The sequence below is a fragment of the Burkholderia territorii genome (assembly GCF_001718335.1).
Lineage (GTDB): Bacteria > Pseudomonadota > Gammaproteobacteria > Burkholderiales > Burkholderiaceae > Burkholderia > Burkholderia territorii.
Genome location: NZ_CP013367.1, coordinates 706,420 through 728,763, shown reverse-complemented (window position 1 = coordinate 728,763; position 22,344 = coordinate 706,420). Strand labels below are relative to the sequence as shown.

Genomic DNA, 22,344 nt, shown 5'->3' with positions numbered 1-22,344 from the left:
TGCCGCCGGCGTGGCCGTCGACGCCTGGCGGCGCGGCGCGCTCGCGGCAGCGGCACCAGGTTTCGTCGGGCCTGCCCAATCGACTGTCTTGCCGCGCGCGCGACGATCCGATCGACTCGCGCGGCCCTGCCTTGCCCGTGTCGCCGTTGCCCGTTCGGGCCACGCGTATGAGAAACGGGAGTCCGGAGTCCGGCGCCGCCGCATAATGCTCGTACGAGGATTATGCGGCGGCGCTTTCCCGCGTTCGCGCGGTTCGTGGAAAACTGTATGAATATACAGTATAGTATCCGGCGAACCCGAGCGGCGCGGGCATGACCCGTGCGGCCCGTGCGCCGCGCCTGCGGGCATCCGCCGCGGCGTTCCGGCACCGTGAATTCCGGCTAACTCATTCAGACGGGCAGGCAAATTGTCATCCAGCAATCTGATCCGCATTCGCGGAGCACGTCAGCACAACCTCAAGAACCTCGATCTCGACCTGCGCACCGGCGAAATGACGGTCGTCACCGGCCCGTCGGGCTCCGGCAAGTCGAGCCTCGTGTTCGACACGCTGTACGCGGAAGGCCAGCGGCGCTACGTCGAAACCTTCAGCGCGTATGCGCGGCAGTTCCTGGACCGGATGGACCGCCCGCAGGTCGAGCGCGTCGACGGCGTGCCGCCCGCGATCGCGATCGACCAGACCAACCCGGTCCGCAGTTCGCGCTCGACCGTCGGCACGATGACCGAGCTCAACGATCACCTGAAGCTGCTGTACGCGCGCGCGGCCGAGCTGTTCGATCGCCGGACCGCGCGGCAGGTGCGGCACGACACGCCCGAGACGATCTACGCGGAACTCGTCGAGCGCACGCGCGCCGACGATCCGCGCGTCGTCGTCACGTTTCCGGTCGAGCTGCCGGAAAGCGCGTCCGAAGACGAAGTCGCGCAATGGCTGTCCGCGAGCGGCTACACGCGCGTGCAGGCGCAGCGCGAAGTCGCGTCGCCCACGGGCCCACGCAAACTGCTCGACGTGGTGGCCGACCGCTTCCGCGTGCAGCAGGCCGACAAGGTACGGGTAGTCGAGGCGATCGAGGCGTCGCTCAAGCGCGGCGGCGGCCGCGTGAACGTCTACGTGCTCGGCGCCGAAGCCGATAACGCGCTCGCCGAGCCGCAGATCTGGCGTTTTTCCACCGGGCTGCACGACCCCGACAGCGACCTGCGCTACGCGGAGCCGCAGGCGGCGCTGTTCTCGTTCAACTCGGCGTACGGCGCATGCGAAACCTGTCGCGGCTTCGGCCGCGTGATCGGCGTCGATCTCGGCCTCGTGATTCCCGACGCGCGCAAGACGCTGCGCGGCGGCGCGATCAAGCCGATGCAGACGCCCGCGTGGAAGGAATGCCAGGACGACCTGATGCGCTACGCGGCGAAGGCGGACATCCGCCGCGACACGCCGTGGTCCGACCTGACGGACGCCGAGCGCGACTGGGTGATCAACGGCTCGCCGGACTGGAACGGCAAGTGGCAGAGCCAGTGGTACGGCGTCAAACGCTTCTTCGGCTATCTCGAGTCGAAGGCGTACAAGATGCACATCCGCGTGCTGCTGTCGAAGTACCGCAGCTACACGCCGTGCGAAGTGTGCGGCGGCGCGCGCCTGAAGACGGAATCGCTGCAGTGGCGGCTCGGCTCGAAGGCGAACGCCGATGCGGTGCTCGCGCCCGCGGATCGCTTCATGCCGCGCGGCGTCGAATGGACGCGCGCGCAGCTCGAGGCGCTGCCGGGCCTGACGGTACACGACCTGATGCTGCTGCCGATCGAGCGCATTCGCCGCTTCTTCGACGAAATCACGCTGCCGAGTGCGCTGCTCGACGATGCGTTGAAGCTGCTGCTCGCCGAGGTGCGCACGCGCCTGAAATACCTGTGCGACGTGGGCCTCGGCTACCTGACGCTCGATCGCCAGAGCCGCACGCTGTCGGGCGGCGAGGTGCAGCGGATCAACCTGACCACCGCGCTCGGCACGTCGCTGACCAAAACGCTGTTCGTGCTCGACGAGCCGAGCATCGGCCTGCATCCGCGCGACCTCACGCGGATCGTCGAGGCGATGCAGCGGCTGCGCGACGCGGGCAATACGCTGGTGGTCGTCGAGCACGATCCGTCGGTGATGCTCGCGGCCGACCGGCTGATCGACATGGGCCCGGGCCCCGGCGAGCGCGGCGGCACGATCGTCTACGACGGCACGCCGGGCGACATCCGTTCCGCGCACACGCTGACGGGCGAGTATCTCGGCGGCCGCAAGCACGTCGCGCATGCGTCGAACTGGGCGCGCCGCCCGGTGGACGCGAACACGCCGCGCATCGTGCTCGAAGGCGCGACCGAGCATAACCTGCGCGACGTGACGGTCGAGATCCCGCTGCAGCGGCTCGTGTGCGTGACGGGCGTGTCGGGTTCCGGCAAGTCGACGCTGCTGCAGGACGTGCTCTATCCGGCGATGGCGCGGCACCACGGCAAGGCGACCGAGTCGCCGGGCGCATATCGCAGCCTCACGGGCGCCGACCAGGTGGGCGACGTCGTGTTCGTCGACCAGTCGCCGATCGGCAAGACCACGCGGTCGAACCCGGCCAGCTACGTCGGCGCGTTCGACGAGATCCGCAAATTGTTCGCGAAGGCGCCGCTCGCGCTGCAGCGCGGCTACGGCGCCGGCACATTCAGCTTCAACTCGGGCGACGGCCGCTGCCCGACCTGCGGCGGCTCCGGCTTCGAGCACATCGAGATGCAGTTCCTGAGCGACGTCTACCTGCGTTGCCCGGATTGCGATGGCAGCCGCTACCGCGCCGAGATTCTCGAAGTGCGCATCGAGCGAGCGGGCCGCGCGCTGAACATCGCCGACGTGCTCGACCTGACCGTCAGCGAAGCGGCCGCGTTCTTCGCGACCGATGCCGAGGTGCTGCGCGTGCTGCAGCCGATCGTCGACGTCGGCCTCGAATACGTGAAGCTGGGCCAGCCGGTGCCGACGCTGTCGGGCGGCGAAGCGCAGCGGCTGAAGCTGGCCGGGTTCCTCGCCGAATCGGCCGCCGCCGCGGGCGGGCGCCGGATCGCGAGCGAGGAGGCGCGCATCGCGCGCGCGAAGCTGTTCATGTTCGACGAACCGACGACCGGGCTGCACTTCGACGACATCGCGAAGCTGATGCGCGCGTTCGGCAAGCTGCTCGCGGCCGGTCATTCGCTGATCGTGATCGAGCACAACCTCGACGTGATCCGCGCGGCCGACTGGCTGATCGATCTCGGCCCGGAGGGCGGCGACGGCGGCGGCCTCGTGCTGTGCGCGGGCACGCCCGACGACGTGAAGGCATGCGCGCAATCGCATACCGGCGTCGCGCTGCTGCAGTACGACCGTGCGATGGACGGCGAAACCACGCTCGCCGACGAGGGCGTGCCGCTGCAGGCCGTGCTGAACGCCGCTCGCGAGCGGCGCGCGATCGAGGGCGAGGATGTCGTGCGCATCGTCAACGCGCGCGAGCACAACCTGAAGGCGCTCGACGTCGATATCCCGCATGGCAAGTTCAACGTGATCACCGGCGTGTCCGGTTCCGGCAAGTCGACGCTCGCGTTCGACATCCTGTTCCACGAAGGCCAGCGCCGCTATCTCGAATCGCTGAACGCATACGCGCGCTCGATCGTGCAGCCGGCCGGGCGGCCTGAAGTCGATGCGGTGTACGGCATTCCGCCGACGGTGGCAATCGAGCAGCGGCTGTCGCGCGGCGGCCGCAAGAGCACGGTGGCGACCACGTCCGAAGTCTGGCACTTCCTGCGGCTGCTGTACGTGAAGCTCGGCCTGCAGCATTGCATCCACGACGGCACGCCCGTCACGTCGCAAACCGTCGAATCGATCGCCGCGCAGCTGCTGCGCGACCATCGCGGCGAACATGTCGGGTTGCTCGCGCCGCTCGTCGTCAACCGCAAGGGCGTGTATACCGATCTCGCGAAGTGGGCGAAGGCGCGCGGCAGCACGCATCTGCGCGTCGACGGCGAGTTCGTGACGGTCGATCCGTGGCCGAAGCTCGACCGTTTCCGCGAGCACACGATCGAATTGCCGGTGGCCGACATCGTCGTGTCGCCGGACAACGAAGCCGAGTTGCGCCGCGTGCTCGACGAAACGCTCGAGCTCGGCAAGGGCGTGATGCATCTGCTCGCGCCGCTCGACGGGCTGCACCACGCGATGCAGAACGAGCGCTCGACGGCGCGCGTCGGCGAAATCAAGGTGCTGTCGGTCAAGCGCGCGTGCCCGGTGTGCGGCACGAGCTACCCGGAACTCGATCCGCGGATGTTCTCGTACAACAGCAAGCACGGCTGGTGCACCACCTGCGTCGGCACGGGCGTTACGCTCACGCGCGAGCAGCGCGCCGCGTACGACGACACGATCCTCGCCGGCGACGAGCGCGGCCGCGAGCAGACCTTGCCGTCGGACGAGCAGGAGCCGGAAGGCATCGGCAACGAGCCGTGCCCGGATTGCGGCGGCACGCGCCTGAACCCGGCCGCGCGCGCGGTCACGTTCGATGCGCATCCGATCGTCGAGGTCGCGCAGTGGACGGTGTCCGATACGCGCCGCTGGATCGATACGCTGAAACTGACGGGGCGCGACGCGCAGATCGCGCGCGACATCGTCAGCGAGATCGGCAGCCGCCTCGCGTTTCTCGAAGAGGTCGGGCTCGGCTATCTGAGCCTCGATCGTGCGGCGCCGAGCCTGTCGGGCGGCGAAGCACAGCGGATCCGGCTTGCCGCGCAGCTCGGCAGCAACCTGCAGGGCGTGTGCTATGTGCTGGACGAGCCGACCATCGGCCTGCATCCGCGCGACAACCAGATCCTGCTCGATGCGCTGCGCAAGCTCGGCGACAAGGGCAACACGCTCGTCGTGGTCGAGCATGACGAGGACACGATCCGCCGCGCGGATCACATCATCGATGTCGGCCCGGGCGCCGGCAAGCGCGGCGGCGCGCTAGTCGCCGAGGGCGCGGTCGCCGATCTGGCCGCGCAGCCGGATTCGGTCACCGGGCGTTTGCTCGCGCACCCGATGACGCACCCGCTGCAACCGCGTCGCGCGGTGAGCCTGCCGGGCAAGAGCGGTGCACCCGCGGTGCCGGAAGGCTGGCTCACCGTCCACGGCGCGACGCTGCACAACCTGCGCGACGTCACGGTCGGCATCCCGCTGGCACGCCTCGTCGCGGTGACGGGCGTCAGCGGCTCCGGCAAGTCGACGCTCGCGCGCGACGTGCTGATGACGAACCTGCTCGACGCGGTCGGTCGTTCGGTGCTGTCGTCGCCGGCCACGCGGCGCGCGCGCAAGGCCGCGCAGCAGGACGCGCCGGCCACGAACCGGCGCTCGAGCGTGCTCGCGCGCAGCGCGCCGCGGCCGTCGCTGAACGTCACGCACGCGTGGCAAGGCTGCGAGCGGCTGAGCGGCTGGGAACGGATCGACCGCGTGCTCGAAGTCGACCAGACGCCGATCGGCAAGACGCCGCGCTCGTGCCCGGCCACCTACATCGGCGTGTGGGACACGATCCGCAAGCTGTTCGCGGATACGCTGGAAGCGCGCGCGCGCGGCTACACGGCATCGCGTTTCTCGTTCAACACCGGCGATGGGCGATGCCCGGCTTGCGAAGGACAAGGCGTGCGCACGATCGGGATGAGCTTCCTGCCCGACGTGAAGGTGCCGTGCGACGTGTGCCACGGTCAGCGCTTCAATCCGGAGACGCTCGCGGTCACGTGGCGCGGCCGGAACATCGGTGATGTGCTGACGATGGAAATCGACGAAGCGGTGGAATTCTTCGCGCCGATTTCGAACATCGCGCATCCGCTGCAGCTGATGAAGGACGTCGGCCTCGGCTATCTGACGCTCGGCCAGCCGTCGCCGACGCTGTCCGGCGGCGAGGCGCAGCGCATCAAGCTCGTCACCGAGCTCACGAAGGTGCGCGACGACGTCACGCGGCGCGGGCAGAAGGCGCCGCACACGCTGTACGTGCTCGACGAGCCGACGGTCGGCCTGCACATGGCGGACGTCGCAAAGCTGATTCGCGTGCTGCACCGGCTGGTCGACGGCGGGCACAGCGTGGTCGTGATCGAGCATGACCTCGACGTGATCGCCGAAGCCGACTGGATCATCGATCTCGGTCCGGAAGGCGGCGTGGGTGGTGGCACGATCGTCGCGGCCGCGCCGCCCGAAGGGCTCGCGCAGGTGAAGGCGAGCCATACCGGGCAGGCGCTCAAGCCCGTGCTGGCGCGAACGGCGGCGCAGGAGGGTGAAGCGGTGCGGCAGGGAGAAGCGCGGGTCGGTTGAGCGCGGTGCTTCATGCGAGCGGCTCCGGTGTGCGGTGAGGCACCGGGGCCGCTTTTGCATTCGTCCATGCGATCAGCCGCGCAGTCTCATTCGCCCTTGACGCCGATCGTCTCGATGATGGTCTCCAGTTGCGGGCTCATCGGCAGGTTGAGACTCATGCCGGACGGAAGCGGGCGCAGGAACCAGCGCTTGTACTGACGCGTGATCTCGCCATCGGCGGCCAGCTCCTCGAACGTGCTCTTCACAACGCGCGCGAGTTGCGGATCGTCCTTGCGGAACATGATGCCGTACGGGTCGTATGACAGGAAATCGCCCACCACGTCGTACTGCCCGCCCTTGCCCGCATTCTCGGCAATCAGGCCGTACAGCAGCACGTCGTCCGTCGCGAACGCATCGGCTTGACCGTTCGCGACGAGCGCGAAGCCCTGCGCATGGTCCGGCACCACCTGCAGCTGGATCCCGAGCCTGAACCGCGCGTCCAGGTCGCGCAGCGCCTTCTCGTTGGTCGTGCCCGCCGTCACCGCGACCTTCTTGCCCGCGAGATCGCGGAACGAGCGGATCGGCGAGCCTCGCTTCACCATCACCTTCGTGCCGGCCACGAAAATGATCGGCGAGAACGCCACGCGCTTCTGGCGTTCCAGGTTGCTCGTCGTGGAGCCGCATTCCAGATCGACCGTGCCGTTGACCACCGCGTCGATGCGGTTGTCGGAAGTGACCGGCACCCAGCGGATCGTCAGGCTCTTGTTGATCGCATCCTCGATCGACGACACGAGCGCCTTGCACAGCTCGATCGAATAACCGATCGGCTGGTTGCGCGCATTCAGATACGAGAACGGGATCGACGCGTCGCGGTAGCCGATCGCGATCGTGCCGCTGCTGCGCACCTTCGCGAGCGTGCCGGTCAGTTGGGCCGGCGCGGACGGCTCGACGCGCGTCGTCGTGGACGGCGCATCTTCCGCGTGCGCGGCCCCGCCCGCGGCAACCAGGCCCGCAAGCGCGAGCGCACGCCAGAATCGCAGCATCTTCATCGCCGGGCCTCCGTCAGACATCCGCCGGATGGGCGATCGTCCCTTCCTGCTCGGCGTCGATGCGGGCGACGTTGGCCTCGGCTTCCGCCTCCGACATGAGCTGGCCTTCCCACTTCGCGACCACGGCGCTCGCGATCGAATTGCCCACCGCATTGGTGGCCGAGCGGCCCATGTCGAGGAACGTGTCGACGCCGAGGATCAACAGCAGCCCGGCTTCCGGCAGCCCGAACTGATGCAGCGTGGCGGCGATCACGACGAGCGACGCGCGCGGCACGCCGGCCATTCCCTTCGACGTCAGCATCAGCACCAGCAGCATCGTGATCTGCGTGCCGAGCGACAGGTGGATGTTGTACGCCTGCGCGATGAACAGCGCCGCGAACGTGCAGTACATCATCGAGCCGTCGAGATTGAACGAATAGCCCATCGGCATCACGAAGCTCGAGATCTTGCGGCGGACGCCGAACCGGTCGAGCGCATCGAGGATCTTCGGGTATGCGGCTTCGGAGCTGGCGGTCGCGAACGACAGCATGAACGCTTCCTTGATCAGCACCAGCAGCTTGAATACGCGCCGGCCGAGGAACAGCAGCCCCGCACAGACGAGCAAGGTCCAGAGCAGGAACAGGCTCACGTAGAAGTCGCCCATGAACACCGCGAACTTCAGCAGCACCGACAGCCCGTTGACCGCGACGGTCGCGGCCATCGCCGCCAGCACCGCGAGCGGCGCGAGTTTCATCACGTAGCCGGTGATCTTCAGCATCACGTGCGACAGCTGATCGATCGCGGCCACGAGGATCTTGCCGCGCTCGCCGAGCGCGGCGAGCGCCACGCCGAAGAACATCGAGAACACGACGATCTGCAGGATCTCGTTGTTGCTCATCGCTTCGGCGAACGACCTCGGCACCATGTGGCCGACGAAGTCCTTGAGCGTGAACTTGGAGGTCGCGAGGTTCGCCGATGCGCCGATGTCCGGCAGCGGCAGGCCGAGGTTGTCGCCGGGCCGCAGCAGGTTCGCCATGAAGAGCCCGAGCAGCAGCGAGATCAGCGATGCGGTGACGAACCAGCCGAACGCCTTCACGAACACGCGCCCGACCGACGCCGCGTCGCCCATGTGCGCGATGCCCACCACCAGCGTGGAGAATACGAGAGGCCCGATCACCATCTTGATCAGGCGCAGGAACACGTCGGAGATGAGGGAGATGTACCCGGCGATCTCGGTGGTGGCCTTTTTGTCCGGAAAGCTCGAGAAGATCATGTAGCCGATCACGATGCCAGCCACCATCGCGATCAGGATCCAGACGGCTGCAGCATTCTTTTTCTGCATCGTGAGCCTCCCATGCACCGGTTCCGCTACCGGGGATGGAAAGGACAATACAGGACGCAAAAGGCGATGAACAGTGCAACCGGGGGCGGGTTTGCGCTAGCGCCGCGTCGCGACCGATTGCCCGCCGACGATTGCACCGGCGGCGCGCCGGTGCCGGCGCGCGGCGCAACCCGGTATCCGGATTGTGCGGAGCAGCAGACGGCCGGCCATGGCGCCGCGCGGGCGCTTCGGTCGCCGGGTGTCACGCCTGCTCGTGCGCACCGGGGGCCAGCAGGCTCGTGCCGAAATCGCACGTCTGCGCCGCCAGCCGGACGATTTCGGCGGTCAGCGAATGGGCCCGTTCCGCACGATGCAGCGCGACATAGCGCACCGGTGGCAGCGCCGGCCGCGTGCGCACAATCTCCAGCGCCTTGCAGGCGACCAGATGCGCGACGCATGCCTGCGGCAGATAGCTAACACCCAGGCCCGACAGCGTCAGGCCGATCTGCGCGATCAGGCTGTTGCTCGACAGCACGCGCTGCATCGCGACGCCGTGTTCCTGCAGAAAGCGCGTGTACAGATGCCCGGTGCCTGACAGCGTGCCTTGCAGGATCAGCGGAAACCGGGCGACGTCCGTCAACGAAATCGCCGCCCTGCGCGCCGGCATGAAGCCGGCCGCGCACATCCACGCGTTGTCGACTTTACCGACCACCGTCGCCGCGAACGATTCGGTCGCGTGAATCTGCGGGACGACGATCAGGTCGATCGTGTCGGCGGCGAGACGATCGCGCAGCACCGCCGTGAGGTCCACCTCCGCTTCCACGTGCACGCGCGGATAGGCGGCCTGGATTGCCGCGATCAGGCGCGGCAGCCAGGTCAGCGCGGTCAGTTCGGTCACGCCGATCCGGACATGCCGCACCAGCGCCTCCTTCGAACTCATTCGCTCGACGACGCGGTCGCGCTGCTCGAGCAATTCCCTGGCGTGGTCGAACAGTTCGGTGCCCTTGTCGGTGAGCCGGGCGCTGCGGTGCGTGCGATCGAACACCGTCAGGTCGAACGCGCGTTCGAGTTCCTGGATCCGTTTCGACACCGCCGATTGTGTCGTATTCAAGCGCGTCGCCGCCGCGTCGAACGAGCCGAGCTGCACGATCCAGTACAGCGCTTCCATCTGTTTGAACGTGAGCATCGTGTGGCGCTCGATAGATGAAGAAAAGCGATATTTTCGCATATCAAAAAATCGCTTTTTTTACATATTTCGGCTGTTTAAGGTGCTCGCGTTGCGTCGCCTAGCGAGTGCGTTCATCAGAAAACGCGCCGCATCGCACACAGCGTTCAATCGAACCCCCATTTTCTGGAGATTGCATGGACACCGTCATCGACTCCCCGCCCGCCCCCGACGCGGTGCGCAAGCCGCGCATCGGTCTCGCGTGGCAGATCGTCATCGGCCTCGTCATCGGCATCGCGACCGGGCTCGTGTTGAACCGGTTCCCGCAACTGCGCGATGCCGCCATTTCCGGGCTGCTGCAGCCGGCCGGCGACATTTTCATCAAGCTGGTGCGGATGATCGTCGTGCCGATCGTGTTCACGAGCATGGTGATCGGTATCGCCGGCGTGGGCGACGGCAAGTCGCTCGGCCGCCTCGGCCTCAAGACGCTGCTCTATTTCGAGGTGATCACGACGATCGCGATCGTGCTCGGGCTCGTGATCGGCAACGTACTGCAGCCGGGCGTCGGCACCGACGTGTCGCAACTCGGGCACACCGACATTTCCCGTTACCAGCAGACCACGCAACAGGTGCAGCAGGCACATCACGGGCTGATGGCGCTGGTGCTCGGCATCATCCCGGACAACATCGTCGCGTCGATGGCGAAGGGCGACCTGCTGCCGGTGATCTTTTTCTCGCTGCTGTTCGGGCTCGGGCTGCAGTCGGTGCCGGAAGAACATCGCAAGCCAGTGCTCGCGATGCTCAAGGGCATCGCCGATGCGATGTTCAAGGTGACGAACATGGTGATGCGCTATGCGCCGGTCGGCGTGTGCGCGCTGATCGCGGTGACCGTTTCGAGCTTCGGCTTCGGATCGCTGCTGCCGCTGCTGAAACTCGTCGCCGTCACTTACTTCGCGATCCTGCTGTTCGCGATCGCCGTGCTCGGCGTGACCGCGCGGCTGTTCGGGTTCCGCATCCTGACGCTGCTGCGCGTGATCAAGGACGAGCTGATCATCGCGTTCTCGACCTGCAGTTCAGCGACCGTGCTGCCGCAGTTGATGAAGAAGATGGAGGACTACGGCGTGCCGAAGAGCATCACGACCTTCGTGGTGCCGACCGGCTACACGTTCAACCTCGACGGCGCGTCGATCTATCTCGGCATCGGCACGCTGTTCGTCGCGCAGCTGTACGGCGTGCATCTCGGCTGGCAGCAGCAGGTGCTGCTGACGCTGACCATGGTCGTCACGTCGAAGGGCGCCGCCGGTGTGCCGGGCTTCATGTTCGTGATCATGCTCGCGACGCTCGCGAGTGCGGGGTTGCCGCTCGAAGGGCTCGCGTTCATTGCCGGCGTCGACCGGATCATGGACATGGGCCGCACCGCGCTGAACGTCGTCGGCAACGCGCTCGCGCCGCTCGTCATCGCGAAATGGGAAGGCCGGTACGACGCGGAGAAGGGCCGCGCGTACGTCGAATCGCTGCGCGGCTGAACGCCGCCATGCACGTATCGCACAACATTCCGAAGCAAACAGGAGCATCGAAGATGAGCAGTCCCCGTGGCGCACTTTTCCCCGACGCGTTGATGCAGCAGATCAAGTCGCGCTTTCATCACGTCGATCGCGACGTCGACGGCCGCGAGCGGCTGTTCTTCGACAACGCAGGCGGGTCGTTCCGGTTGAAGGCCGCGGTCGACGCGTACGCACGGGTCGATGCGCTGCCCGATTGCCCGGAGCGGATCCACGCGCGCGCGCTCGATCTGCAGGCGATCCAGTCGCGCGGCGAGGACGACGTGCGCACGATCCTGAACGCGCAGGGCGGCACCGTATATGCGTCGCTGACGGCGTCGGGCGCGATGTTCGACATGGTGCGCGCGATCATGGAGAACGTGCCGGGCACCAATGCGGTGACGACCGTGCTCGAGCATCCGTCGTCCTACGACGCGATGACGTATTACGCGCAACGCACCGGCAAGGCGCTGCGCATCGCGCCGAGCAATCCGCAGACCGGCGGCGTGGACGTCGATGCGATCGTGTCGCTGGTGGACGCCGATACCGCGCTGCTCAGCGTGATGTTCGCGTCGAACATCTCCGGCGCGAAATTCGACATCGAGACGATCGTTGCCCGTGCGCGGGAGAAGAAACCGGACCTGTTCATCGTCGTCGACGCGGTCCAGCATGCGCCGCACGGCATCATCGACGTGCAGCGCACGCCGGTCGACGGCATCAATTTCGCGCCGTACAAGTTCTTCGGCTGCCGCGGCTCGGGCATCTCGTGGCTGTCGCCGCGCGCGGCCGCGTTGCCGCATCACCGGCTCGCCGCGAAGGAGAACGGCGTATGGGAGCTGGGCAGCCCGGCGCCCGCGCAGTTCGCGGTCGTGACGTCGATCGTCGATTACGTGACCTGGATCGGCCGATATTTCCGCGATTCGGACGATCGGCGCACGCTGTTCGTCGAGGGCATGCACCGGATCGAACTGCATGAGCGTGCGCTGCTGGCCGCGTTGCTCGACGGGTGCGGCGATCGTCGCGGGCTGCGCTCGATCGACGGTGTCGAAGTCTACTGGGATCACGACGACCTGACGAAGCGCGACCTGATCGTCGGGATCGGCTTCGCGAACCTCGAACCGACGCAAGCGGTGCGAGCGTACGAGCAGCACGGCGTGATCGTCTACGAACGCGTCGCGTCGAGCCTGTATTCGGGACGGATGCTGAAGTCGTTTGGGCTCGATGGCGCGGTACGGATATCGCCGCTCCATTGTCATTCGCCCGACGACATCGCACGATTCCTGGCGATTACCGAAACGCTCGCGGCGGCCCGCTGATCGCCGGTACGGCCCGGATTTTCCGGGCCGTGTCGCATCCGGCGCCGGAAAACGCACGGCGCAACAAGCCGGCCGCGAGACAGGCAATGCCGCCGTCTGCCCGCCAAACCGCCTGTCAATCGAAATAAGGTTGCAGCACGCCCTCGATCCAGTCCATGAACGCCCGAACGCGCGGCGACAGATTGCGCCGATGCGCGACGACGAGCGACGCCGCGAGCGGTTCGGGGCGCAGGTCGGGCAGCACCTCGACCAGCGCGCCGCTTTCGATATGATTCGCGAGCGCGGAATACCCGGCCTGGATCAATCCGATGCCCGCCAGCCCGGCTGCGTGATAGGTCTGCACGTTGTTGACCTGCATCGCGCTCGGCAATGCAAGCGTCGCGTAGCCGTCGCCAGTCGGATATTCCCACCCGGGATGCCGGGCGCCCAGTGTCAGCGCGTAATGAATCATCCGATGCCCCTGGCCGAGCAGATCGTCGAGCGTTCGCGGCACGCCATGTCGCGCCAGATAGCCGGGACTTGCCGCATTGATCATGCGCAGGCGGCCCAACGGTCGGGCAATCAGCGTCTCGTCGACGATCGGCCCGAGGCGAATCACGCAATCGAACCCCTCCTGAACCAGATCGACGCGCCGATCGGTGCTCGACAGTTCCAGCTCCAGCTCCGGATGCGCCGCCATCAGTTGCGGCAGCGCGGGAACCACGACGCTGCGCGCGAGCTCGGTCGGCATGTCGACGCGCAACCGTCCGCGCAGCCGCGTGCCATTGCCGGAGAACATCGACTGCAGCTCCTGCACTTCAGCCAGCAGGTCCCGCGCTCGCGCGTAAAAGGCGCGTCCGTCTTCGGTCAGTTGCACGCTGCGCGTCGTCCGATGCAGGAGCGCGACACCCACGTCGCGCTCCAGCGCGCGGATCACCATCGACACACGCCCTTTCTGGATGCCGAGGCTTTCGGCCGCGCGCGTGAAGCTCGACATTTCGGCGACACGGGCGAAGATCAAAAGCGCATCGATGTTTTGCATTGTTCACCCTGGGAGTAACAGAACGTTCAATCTGACGTCATTTATAACTCAATTCCGACTCAGTAAAGTGCCCTCCGATGTCGTCCCCGACGACCCACCGAACGAAAGGGCACAACCATGACACAGCAGCAGACCTCAGACGTTGCAACGATCGTCGTCTATCACTCCGGGTACGGGCATACCGAGCGGATGGCGGCGGCTGTCGCCGAAGGCGCCGGCGGCGCGCTCGTCGCAATCGACGCCGACGGCAACATCGCGCCGCACGCGTGGCAAGCCCTTGCGGGCGCGGATGCCATCCTGTTCGGCTCGCCGACGTACATGGGCGGCCCCAGCTGGCAGTTCAAGAAGTTCGCCGATGCATCGTCGAAGGCGTGGTTCGAAGGCACATGGCGCAACAAGATCTTCGGCGGCTTCACCAACAGCGCGAGCATCAACGGCGACAAGCTCAACACGCTCGAATACTTCGTACTGCTTGCCGCGCAGCACGGCGGCCTCTGGGTGAGCATGGACATCAAGCCGGCGAACCTCAAGGCGTCGATGCGCGACGACCTGAACCGCATGGGCGCCTATATCGCGCCGATGGCGCAGACGCCGGCCGATGCGTCGCCGGCTGAAATGTCGCCGGGGGACCTCGAGACGGCCCGCCGCTACGGCGCACGCGTCGCGACGATCGCCGGACAATTTCGCGCCGGACACGCTCTGGCCAGCTGATACCTGGTGTGCGGATGCGCGCCGGAACGGCGCCGCCGCAATTTCTCTAGCCGATCTCGAAGGAAACGGTCATGAAATACAAGCAACTGGGCCGCACCGGCCTGTACGTCTCCGAGCTGTGTCTCGGGACGATGACGCTGGGCGGCAATGCCGATGCCGGGATGTGGGCAGCGATCGGCACGGTCGGCCAGGACGACGCGACCCGACTGATCGCCCGCGCGCTGGAAGAGGGGATCAACTTCATCGATACCGCCGACATCTACTCGTTCGGCCACTCCGAACGACTCGTGGGGCAGGCGCTGCGCGACCTCGGCGTTGCACGCGGCGAGATCGTGCTCGCGACGAAGACAGCGGGCGTGATGGGCACGAAACCCAACGATCAAGGCGCGTCGCGCGGCCACATCATGGATTCCGTGCAGCGAAGCCTCGAGCGGTTGCAGGTCGACCATATCGACCTTTACCAGATCCATGCGTACGATCCCGTGACGCCGATCGAAGAGACGTTGCGGGCGCTCGACGATCTCACGCGTCAGGGGCTGGTTCGCTATGTCGGCGTCTCGAACTGGCGCGCCGGAAAAATCGGCAAGGCGCTCGGGATCAGCGAAGCGCTTCATGCGACGCGTTTCGAAACACTGCAGGCGTACTATTCGATCGCCGGACGCGACGTGGAACGCGAGCTGGTGCCGCTCGCGACCGATGAGAAGATGGCGTTGCTCGTCTGGTCGCCGCTCGCCGGCGGGCTGCTTTCGGGGAAGTTCGGCCCCGGTGCGCCGACCGCGGACGGTTCGCGACGCAGCCATTTCGATTTCCCGCCGGTCGATCTCGAGCGCGCGTGGCCGTGCGTTGCCGCGATGCGCGCCATCGCGGATGCGCGAGGCGTGTCCGTCGCGCGGATCGCGCTCGCCTGGCTGCTCGCCAAGCCGCATGTCACAAGTGTCATCATCGGCGCCAAACGCGTCGAACAGCTCGAGGACAATCTCGGCGCCGTCGATGTCGCGCTGACCGCGGACGAGCTTGCGCATCTCGACGCCGTGAGCGCGTTGCCCGCCGACTATCCAGGCTGGATGATCGACCGTCAGGCGGCGGGCAGGCTGCCGCGGCCTTTCACGCGGGCCGTGCCGAAATAGCGCGACGGGCGGCGATCCTCGTCGTGCTCGACGAGATCGCCCGACGCCGAATGTTGCCCGGCACCGGATATCCGCGCGGCGACCATCGCGGCAACCGCTAGAATTGCGGTTTTAGCCCGGAACACGCCCATGTCTTTTGCCTCGCTAGGCCTGATCGATCCCTTGCTGCGTAATCTGCAGGGCCTCAATTACCAGACACCCACGCCGGTGCAGGCCAAGGCGATTCCCGCTGTGCTTGGCGGCAAGGACGTCATGGCCGCGGCACAGACCGGCACCGGCAAGACGGCGGGTTTTGCGCTGCCGCTGCTGCAGAGACTGGTGCAGCACGGGCCGGCGGTATCCAGCAACCGCGCGCGCGTGCTGGTGCTGGTGCCCACGCGCGAACTGGCTGAACAGGTGCTGCAGAGTTTCGTCGAGTACGGCAAGGGCCTCGACTTGCGATTCCTGGCCGCCTATGGCGGCGTGAGCATCAACCCGCAGATGATGAAGTTGCGCAAGGGCGTGGACGTGCTGGTCGCCACGCCGGGCCGGCTGCTGGACCTCAATCGTCAGAACGCCGTGCAGTTCGATCAAGTGCAGACGCTGGTGCTCGATGAAGCCGACCGCATGCTCGATCTGGGCTTCGCCCGCGAGCTCAACGCCGTGTTTGCCGCGTTGCCCGTGCAGCGCCAGACGCTGCTGTTCTCCGCGACCTTTACCGACGATATCCGCGCGATGGCGGCGAGCATTCTGCGCAGTCCGGTCAACATCAGCGTCAGTCCGCCGAATGCAACGGCCAGCAAGATCAAGCAGTGGGTCGTGCCGGTGGACAAGCGGAACAAGCCCGATCTTTTCATGCATCTGGTGGCCGAGAACAACTGGGATCACGCCCTGGTGTTCGTCAAGACCCGCAACGGCGTGGATTATCTGGCGGCCATGTTGAACGATGCGGGCTATGCGGTCGACACCATTCACGGCGACAAGCCGCAACCCGCGCGTCTGCGTGCGCTGGAGCGCTTCAAGGCGCGCGAAGTGCAGATGCTGGTGGCGACCGATGTGGCTGCGCGCGGGCTGGATATCGACGACTTGCCGCTGGTGATCAACGTCGATCTGCCGATCGTGGCGCAAGACTACGTGCACCGCATCGGTCGTACCGGCCGCGCGGGCGCAAGTGGTGTGGCGGTATCCCTCGTGTGCGCGGACGAAGCGCCGCAACTGGCCGCGATCGAGGCGTTGATCCGGCAAACGCTGCGTCGTGAGGAAGAGCCGGGTTTTGAGGCAGAACATCGCGTGCCGGAAACCAGCGCGACGGGGCAGATCATCAAGAAACCCAAAAAACCGAAGAAGCCGAAAGTGCCGCAGGCCGGGGTGGGCGCCATGCCGGTGGCGGGCAAGAAGCCACGGCCGCAGGGCGGGGAGGGCAAGCGGAAGCCGGCGGGGCAGCGTGCCGGGGCCGTGGGCAAGGGGGCGAGCTTGTCCAGCGGAAGCCCGTTCAGCGTGCAGAAGCCGCGCGGCAAACCCGCGGGCAAGGCGGCCGCGGGATCACGGAAACCGGCTGGCAAGCCGGCGGGCGGGCGCGGTACGCGTTGATGCTGATCGGGGCGTTAGGGGTTAGGGGTACCGATTCGTGGTGGAACGGCGGTTAGTTCCTTCTGGCCGCCGTCGGCCATCCTCAGTCACGAGCGCTTGCGTTTCACCGTCATGCGAGCGCCCCATCTGCACCGACTTGCGGACATCGCCCCTCGCGCATGCTTGATACCCCGATGCGCTTCTGCAATGGCAGCGGCACTACGTCAACGGCGTGGATCAGGCGCCTCGACCGAGAGACGCAGGTCAGTCCAGCGCCGCTCGCGTTTCACGAAGAATTTCTTGCGACAGTTCAGGGTCGTCGATCGCGCGAGCCAGAACGAGCGCGCCGACGATGCTCGAAAGTATATGAATCGCATCGCGACGCGCATGCTTTTTCCGTGGCTTCGAATCAGACTCGACGAAGCGTTCGAGCATACCCTCCCCATCCAGCGACCCGGCGCCGGGGCGCGAGACGCGCATGTGCCTCAGGCAGCGCCGCCGCGCGTGCTGAAAAGCCTGGATATCAGATCGATCTGATCCAGTTGTTCAATCCACCATCTCGACGCGCGTCCTGTCTTGTCCTCGCGCCAGCCGAGGTAGCAGTTCGTGTGCGCCCGCACGCCCGTTACCTGGCGCTCGACGAGCCTGCCCTGCAGTATCAACTCCTCGGCGACGGGCGCGGGCAGCATGCCGACGGCAATGCCTTCGCAAAGGAGGTCGATCTTGGCGGCCAGGTTCGGTACGACGATGACCGGTTGTCCGTCATGAATGGCCACCGATCTCGGCTCGAGGTCACGCGACGTATCGCTGATGACGACGCCGCGATGACTTGAAATTGTGCCGCTGTCGAGCGGCGTTTCGTTCGCGGCAAGCGGATGATGAGGCGCCGCGACAAAAACGTGACGCAGCATGCCGATCGGCCTTGCCGCAATGTTCGGCGCGTGTGGCGGCTCTCCCGCGGCGCCGATCGCGATATCCGCACGTCCCGTCACAAGCGCGTCCCATACGCCACCGAGCACTTCGGTCGACAAGCGAAGCCGTGTCGTCATCTTCAGTTCGTAGAAATCACGCACGTGCGGCCACAACGAAGACAACGGAAGAATCTCGTCGACGCACAGCCTGAGCTCAGCTTCCCAACCCGCATGGACGCTTCGAACCTTGCTCTCCAGCTCCTGTCCGGCTCTCAGCAAACGACGACCGTCCTCGACGAGCAGTCGCCCCGCGTCGGTCAGTTGCGCACGCCGGCCGCTGCGATCAAACAGGGCGACGCCAAGATCAGCCTCCGTCTTCTGCACCAGGTAAGTCAATGCAGACGGTACGCGATGAAGCAGCACGGCCGCTTCCGCGAACGTGCCTGCCCGGTCTATGGCATCGAGCACTTCGAGAACTTCAAACGACAACTTCAAAGCGATTACCTGTTGGATACGCGTCTGATGATCGACACAGCGGCTTGCGGCGCCGGTTGGTCGAGGCTTCCGTCGCGGCTGAAGCCACGGGGCATGCCCGACGCCCCGGCTCACGGCGCTGCGGGGGCGCCATTGTGGCAGCCGCCACGACGCTTTGCCACTGATTCCTCGGATCATGCGCGTCAGCGTGGCTGGGCTTTGGGGCACTGATGCGAGATGTTCAGGGACGAAAGCGTACGGCACGAGTCTATCAATGCCGGAAGTCAATCCGCGCGCGGGATGACATCCGTGACGTGCCGATCGGGCTCGATATCGGTGAACGCGTCGATGTCGGCCATGACGTCGGCCGCCTCCGCGGACGCGAACGCCGCGTCCAGCGCCGCCCGGTCCGCGAAGCGGCACATCGCCACGACGATCAGTTCGCTGTCCTCTCGTGCCGGAAAAAACGCGTCGACATATTCGAGTCCGTACCGCTTCCAGGATTTTTCCACGAGCGGAATATGTTGCTCGACGTAGTAACGGGAATCGAACCGCGTGCCCGCGGCACGGCGATAGGAAACGACGAAATACATATGGCCTCCCGGATCGGACTGACGTAACGATGAATAACGAGACTCTCGACTACGGCCGCTTGCGTTCGGGGCCGAAGCATGGCCGGGCGACCGCCCGCACCGAGGTCGGCGGGGAGGACGTGCGTGCGAGCGAGATGCCCAGCGCGGCGCCGGCGGCGAGGAACAACGACATCGACAGAAGCGCGACGATGAACGCATGCGCAATGGCGGCCGGATCGTCGCGCGTGCCGAGGACCGTATAGAAAATTCCGCCGATGATCGCGACGCTGAGCGACGTGCTGACCTGCAGCGTCGAACTGGCGATGCCGGCGATCATGCCGGAAAGCGCCGGCGCGACGCGCCCGGTCACCATGCGCATCAGCGTGGGCAGCGCGAGCCCCTGTCCGAAACCGATGACGAACAGCGCGGCCGCGAGCGGCACGGATGCAAGCGGCATCCCGATCGGCGTGACATCGATCAACCATGCGAGGCCGACGAGCCCGGCCACCTCCAGCACCATGCCGAACGGATTGACGTAAGCGCCGATGAGACGTGCGCAGAACGGCGTCGACAACGGACCGAGCAGGAAACCCACGCCGAACGGCAAGAACACGAGGCCCGCGCTCAGCGCGTCGACGTGCAGCGCATTCTGCAGATACACGGAGAACAGCAGGAAGAACGCGCCGATCGCGTACAGCAGCAGCGCGATCAGCAATGCCCGTCCCAGCCCCGGCGCTCGCAGCGCGGCCGGATTGAGCAGCGGTGCGCCGCCACGGCTGCCCAGCCGGCGCTCGTAGCGCCAGAAGAACGCGACGAGCGCCGGCACCGCGAGCAACGACACCCATGCCCAGACGGGCCAGCCTGCTTCGCGTCCCTCGATCAGCGGCACGATCAGCGCGCCCAGCGTCAGCATCGACAGCGCTGTGCCGCCGAGGTCGAGCTTGCGCGCATGCTGCGCACGCGTTTCCTTCAACAGCGGAATCCCGAACAGCACGACCAGAATCGCCAGCGGCAGATTGACGAGGAAGATCGTGCGCCACCCCAGGTGCAACAGGTTCAGCGAGATCAGGATCCCGCCCAGCGCCTGCCCGACCACGGCGGCGAGGCCGAACACAGCGCCATACAAGCTGAGCGCCAGCGGCTTCTCCGTTTCGGGGAAGATCGCCTGGATCGAAGCGAGCGCCTGCGGCGCCATGATCGCGGCCGTGATGCCCTGCAACGCGCGACCGGCGATCAGCATCCACGGCGAGTTCGCGAGGCCGCACAGTGTCGACGCCGTCGCAAATCCGATCAACCCGAGAAAGAACATGCGACCGCGGCCGAACAGGTCGCCCAGGCGCCCGCCGGTGATCAGCGTCACGGCGTACAGGCCGGCATACGACGAAATGACCAGTTGCTCGGCCGACGCCGAAGCGCCAAGCTCCGCGCGGATCGACGGCAGCGCGACGTTGATGATGAAGAAGTCCAGCGGTGGCAGGAATGCGCCGACGAGCAGGACCGAAAACATGGCCCAGCGACGCGGGTCGGGTGAGACGGGATCATTTCGTGACATGGACGATTCTCCATAAGGAACCAATCGGTTCCAAATTGGGTAAAAAAACTCAGTCGAGCAGGCGCATCGTGCGGTCGACCAGGGCGAGCATGTCGCGCTCGGGCACGCCGGTTTTGCCCAGCACGCGCATGCCCTCGACCTGGCAGACGAGCAATCGCGCCAGCACCTGTTCGTCTTGCTCGGCGATCTCGCCGCTCGCCTGGCCGCGGACGATCGCGCCCGCATAGAGCTGCTGCAGGCGCCGGAACATGCGCCCCGTGCGCTCCGCGACGTCTGCATCGCGTGCGGCCAGTTCGGTGGTCATCGCGACCGCGAAGCATCCGCGCCGGCCGGCCTCGCCGACGGACAGGCGCGCATAGCGCAGCAGCGAGTCGCGAATCGCATCCTTCACGGGGCCGGGTTGCGACAGGATGTCCGCGGTCTCCTTGAGACCATTGGCCATGTACAGGTCGAGCGCCGCCAGCAGCAGTGCCTTCTTGTCGCCGAATGCCTTGTAGAGACTGCCGCGCGACAGGCCGGTGCCGGCGATCAGGTCAGGCAGGGACGCGCCTTCATAGCCGCGGTCCCAGAAAACGTCCATCGCATCGCGCGCGGCATCGCCAAGTTCGAATTCGCGGGGACGGCCCACGCCAGCCGGATTTGCCATGGATCAGTTTCGCAAACGATGCGGTGCTTGAAAGTAGTGGCGATTATATGGACTGATCGGTTCCGATGTCAATGCGCTTGTGCTGGCGGGGCGGAGGAGCGTGCGACGACGTTCTGTCAGAATACCCGCTTGATCTTCCCGACCGATCGCGGAATGGAACTCAGACAACTACGCTATTTTCTCAGCGTCGTGGAACACGGAAGCATGGGCAAGGCCGCGCTGGAACTCGGCGTGGTGACCTCTGCATTGAGTCAGCAGATCAGCCGTCTCGAAGGCGAACTGTCCACGCGTCTGCTGCAACGCACCTCGGGCGGCGTCGTTCCGACCGACGCAGGTTTGGCGTTCTGGCGTCAAGCGCAACTCGCGCTGCGTCATATCGACGATGCCGCGCTCGCTGCACGCTCGGCCCGTCTGTCGGGCCATGTCAGCGTCGGCATGGCGCCGAGCACGGCGAGCGTGCTCGGTGTCGCATTCATGCAGGCCATGCGCTCGCGTTATCCCGATGTGCGGCTGCACATGGTCGAAAGTCTTTCGGGCTATCTGGCGTCCATGTTGAGCGCGCGTCAGATCGATCTCGCCGTGCTGTTCCGCGAGGAGTCCGCGCAACGCTGGAGCGTGCTGCCGCTGCTGGACGAGCGGCTGTTCCTGATCGGCGCGGGCGACCTCGATGGCATGCCGACGAGCGCATCCGTCCGGCTCAGGAATCTCGGCAGGCTTCCGCTGATTCTCCCCAGCGGCACGCACGGGCTGCGTTCGCTGCTGCTTTCGGCATTCAGACGGGCCGAGTACGAGCCGAACATCGTCGCCGAAGTCGACGGCCTCGCGCTCCTGATGGACTTCGTCCGCACCGGCATCTGCGCGACGATACAGCCGGGCGCGGCGCTCGCAAGGCCCGAGAACGTGATACTGACGAGCGTGCCCGTCGCCGAGAAATACGCCACGCGGCCCAACATGCTCGCCAGCATCTCCGATGACGAACTGTCTCCCGCCGGCCTCGCCGCGCGCGTGGTGCTTGCCGATGTCGCCCGTCAACTGGTGCGGGAAGGCCGCTGGCCCGGCGCACGGCTGCGGGAACCCCAGCCTTCACAAAAAGTGAACACCCGTTGACGGCTGGCTGATAGCGGCGCGAAC

General features: G+C 66.3%; 16 protein-coding genes. 7 read left to right on the top strand and 9 right to left on the bottom strand.

From position 1 onward, the window contains the following. Nucleotides 1-406 precede the first annotated feature (406 nt). Nucleotides 407-6,301, top strand: a complete 5,895-nt coding sequence (uvrA, locus tag WS51_RS29225) for an excinuclease ABC subunit UvrA (protein WP_069230273.1) — start codon at nt 407-409, stop codon at nt 6,299-6,301. A gap of 86 nt (nt 6,302-6,387) precedes the next feature. Here uvrA and WS51_RS29220 read toward each other — a convergent pair whose 3' ends face one another. The 3 genes from WS51_RS29220 to WS51_RS29210 form a co-directional block, all read right to left on the bottom strand. Then, on the bottom strand, nt 6,388-7,329 hold the full coding sequence (locus WS51_RS29220) for an amino acid ABC transporter substrate-binding protein (protein ID WP_059502500.1): 942 nt from the start codon (nt 7,327-7,329) through the stop codon (nt 6,388-6,390). Nucleotides 7,330-7,342: 13 nt separating this feature from the next. Beyond that, entirely contained in the window at nt 7,343-8,650 is a 1,308-nt protein-coding gene (locus tag WS51_RS29215; RefSeq protein WP_059977522.1) for a dicarboxylate/amino acid:cation symporter, read from the bottom strand. Nucleotides 8,651-8,891: 241 nt separating this feature from the next. After that, nucleotides 8,892-9,815: a LysR family transcriptional regulator gene (locus tag WS51_RS29210; RefSeq protein WP_059502496.1), complete on the bottom strand. Its 924-nt coding sequence runs from the start codon at nt 9,813-9,815 to the stop codon at nt 8,892-8,894. 176 nt (nt 9,816-9,991) lie between these two features. Between WS51_RS29210 and gltP the strand changes: the two genes are divergently transcribed. Then, nucleotides 9,992-11,320 carry a glutamate/aspartate:proton symporter GltP gene (gene gltP, locus WS51_RS29205; protein ID WP_069230272.1) on the top strand — a complete coding sequence of 443 codons (1,329 nt, stop codon included), beginning with the start codon at nt 9,992-9,994 and terminating at the stop codon, nt 11,318-11,320. Nucleotides 11,321-11,373: 53 nt separating this feature from the next. Further along, the gene (locus WS51_RS29200) at nt 11,374-12,651 is read left to right on the top strand and encodes an aminotransferase class V-fold PLP-dependent enzyme (protein WP_059502576.1); all 1,278 of its coding nucleotides are present in this window, start codon (nt 11,374-11,376) and stop codon (nt 12,649-12,651) included. Between the two features lie 115 nt (nt 12,652-12,766). Here WS51_RS29200 and WS51_RS29195 read toward each other — a convergent pair whose 3' ends face one another. Further along, complete coding sequence (locus tag WS51_RS29195) at nt 12,767-13,672, bottom strand: LysR family transcriptional regulator (protein WP_069230271.1); 906 nt, start codon at nt 13,670-13,672, stop codon at nt 12,767-12,769. Nucleotides 13,673-13,789: 117 nt separating this feature from the next. On the opposite strand from WS51_RS29195, the gene WS51_RS29190 reads away from it, so the two are divergent. The 3 genes from WS51_RS29190 (at nt 13,790) to WS51_RS29180 (ending at nt 17,079) form a co-directional block, all read left to right on the top strand. Beyond that, the gene (locus WS51_RS29190) at nt 13,790-14,383 is read left to right on the top strand and encodes a flavodoxin family protein (protein WP_059502490.1); all 594 of its coding nucleotides are present in this window, start codon (nt 13,790-13,792) and stop codon (nt 14,381-14,383) included. A 71-nt stretch (nt 14,384-14,454) separates the two neighbouring features. Next, a complete protein-coding gene (locus WS51_RS29185; protein WP_059502488.1) occupies nt 14,455-15,510 on the top strand; it encodes an aldo/keto reductase in 1,056 nt (351 codons plus the stop codon). A gap of 129 nt (nt 15,511-15,639) precedes the next feature. Further along, nucleotides 15,640-17,079 (top strand): DEAD/DEAH box helicase, encoded by a 1,440-nt coding sequence (locus WS51_RS29180; protein WP_059451873.1) that lies wholly within the window; start codon nt 15,640-15,642, stop codon nt 17,077-17,079. 243 nt (nt 17,080-17,322) lie between these two features. Here WS51_RS29180 and WS51_RS32715 read toward each other — a convergent pair whose 3' ends face one another. From WS51_RS32715 to WS51_RS29155, 5 genes are all read right to left on the bottom strand, one after another. Then, nucleotides 17,323-17,493, bottom strand: coding sequence for a hypothetical protein (locus WS51_RS32715; protein WP_196493331.1), 171 nt, complete (start codon nt 17,491-17,493; stop codon nt 17,323-17,325). A 50-nt stretch (nt 17,494-17,543) separates the two neighbouring features. Then, nucleotides 17,544-18,464 (bottom strand): LysR family transcriptional regulator, encoded by a 921-nt coding sequence (locus WS51_RS29170; RefSeq protein WP_069230270.1) that lies wholly within the window; start codon nt 18,462-18,464, stop codon nt 17,544-17,546. Nucleotides 18,465-18,727: 263 nt separating this feature from the next. Next, nucleotides 18,728-19,036, bottom strand: coding sequence for an EthD family reductase (locus WS51_RS29165; protein ID WP_059451871.1), 309 nt, complete (start codon nt 19,034-19,036; stop codon nt 18,728-18,730). A 49-nt stretch (nt 19,037-19,085) separates the two neighbouring features. After that, complete coding sequence (locus tag WS51_RS29160) at nt 19,086-20,567, bottom strand: MFS transporter (RefSeq protein ID WP_059502481.1); 1,482 nt, start codon at nt 20,565-20,567, stop codon at nt 19,086-19,088. 49 nt (nt 20,568-20,616) lie between these two features. Then, complete coding sequence (locus WS51_RS29155; RefSeq protein WP_059451869.1) at nt 20,617-21,213, bottom strand: TetR/AcrR family transcriptional regulator; 597 nt, start codon at nt 21,211-21,213, stop codon at nt 20,617-20,619. 153 nt (nt 21,214-21,366) lie between these two features. Here WS51_RS29155 and WS51_RS29150 point away from each other — a divergent pair, with 153 nt between their 5' ends. Beyond that, nucleotides 21,367-22,320, top strand: a complete 954-nt coding sequence (locus WS51_RS29150; protein ID WP_069230269.1) for a LysR family transcriptional regulator — start codon at nt 21,367-21,369, stop codon at nt 22,318-22,320. The last annotated feature ends 24 nt before the right edge of the window (nt 22,321-22,344 follow it).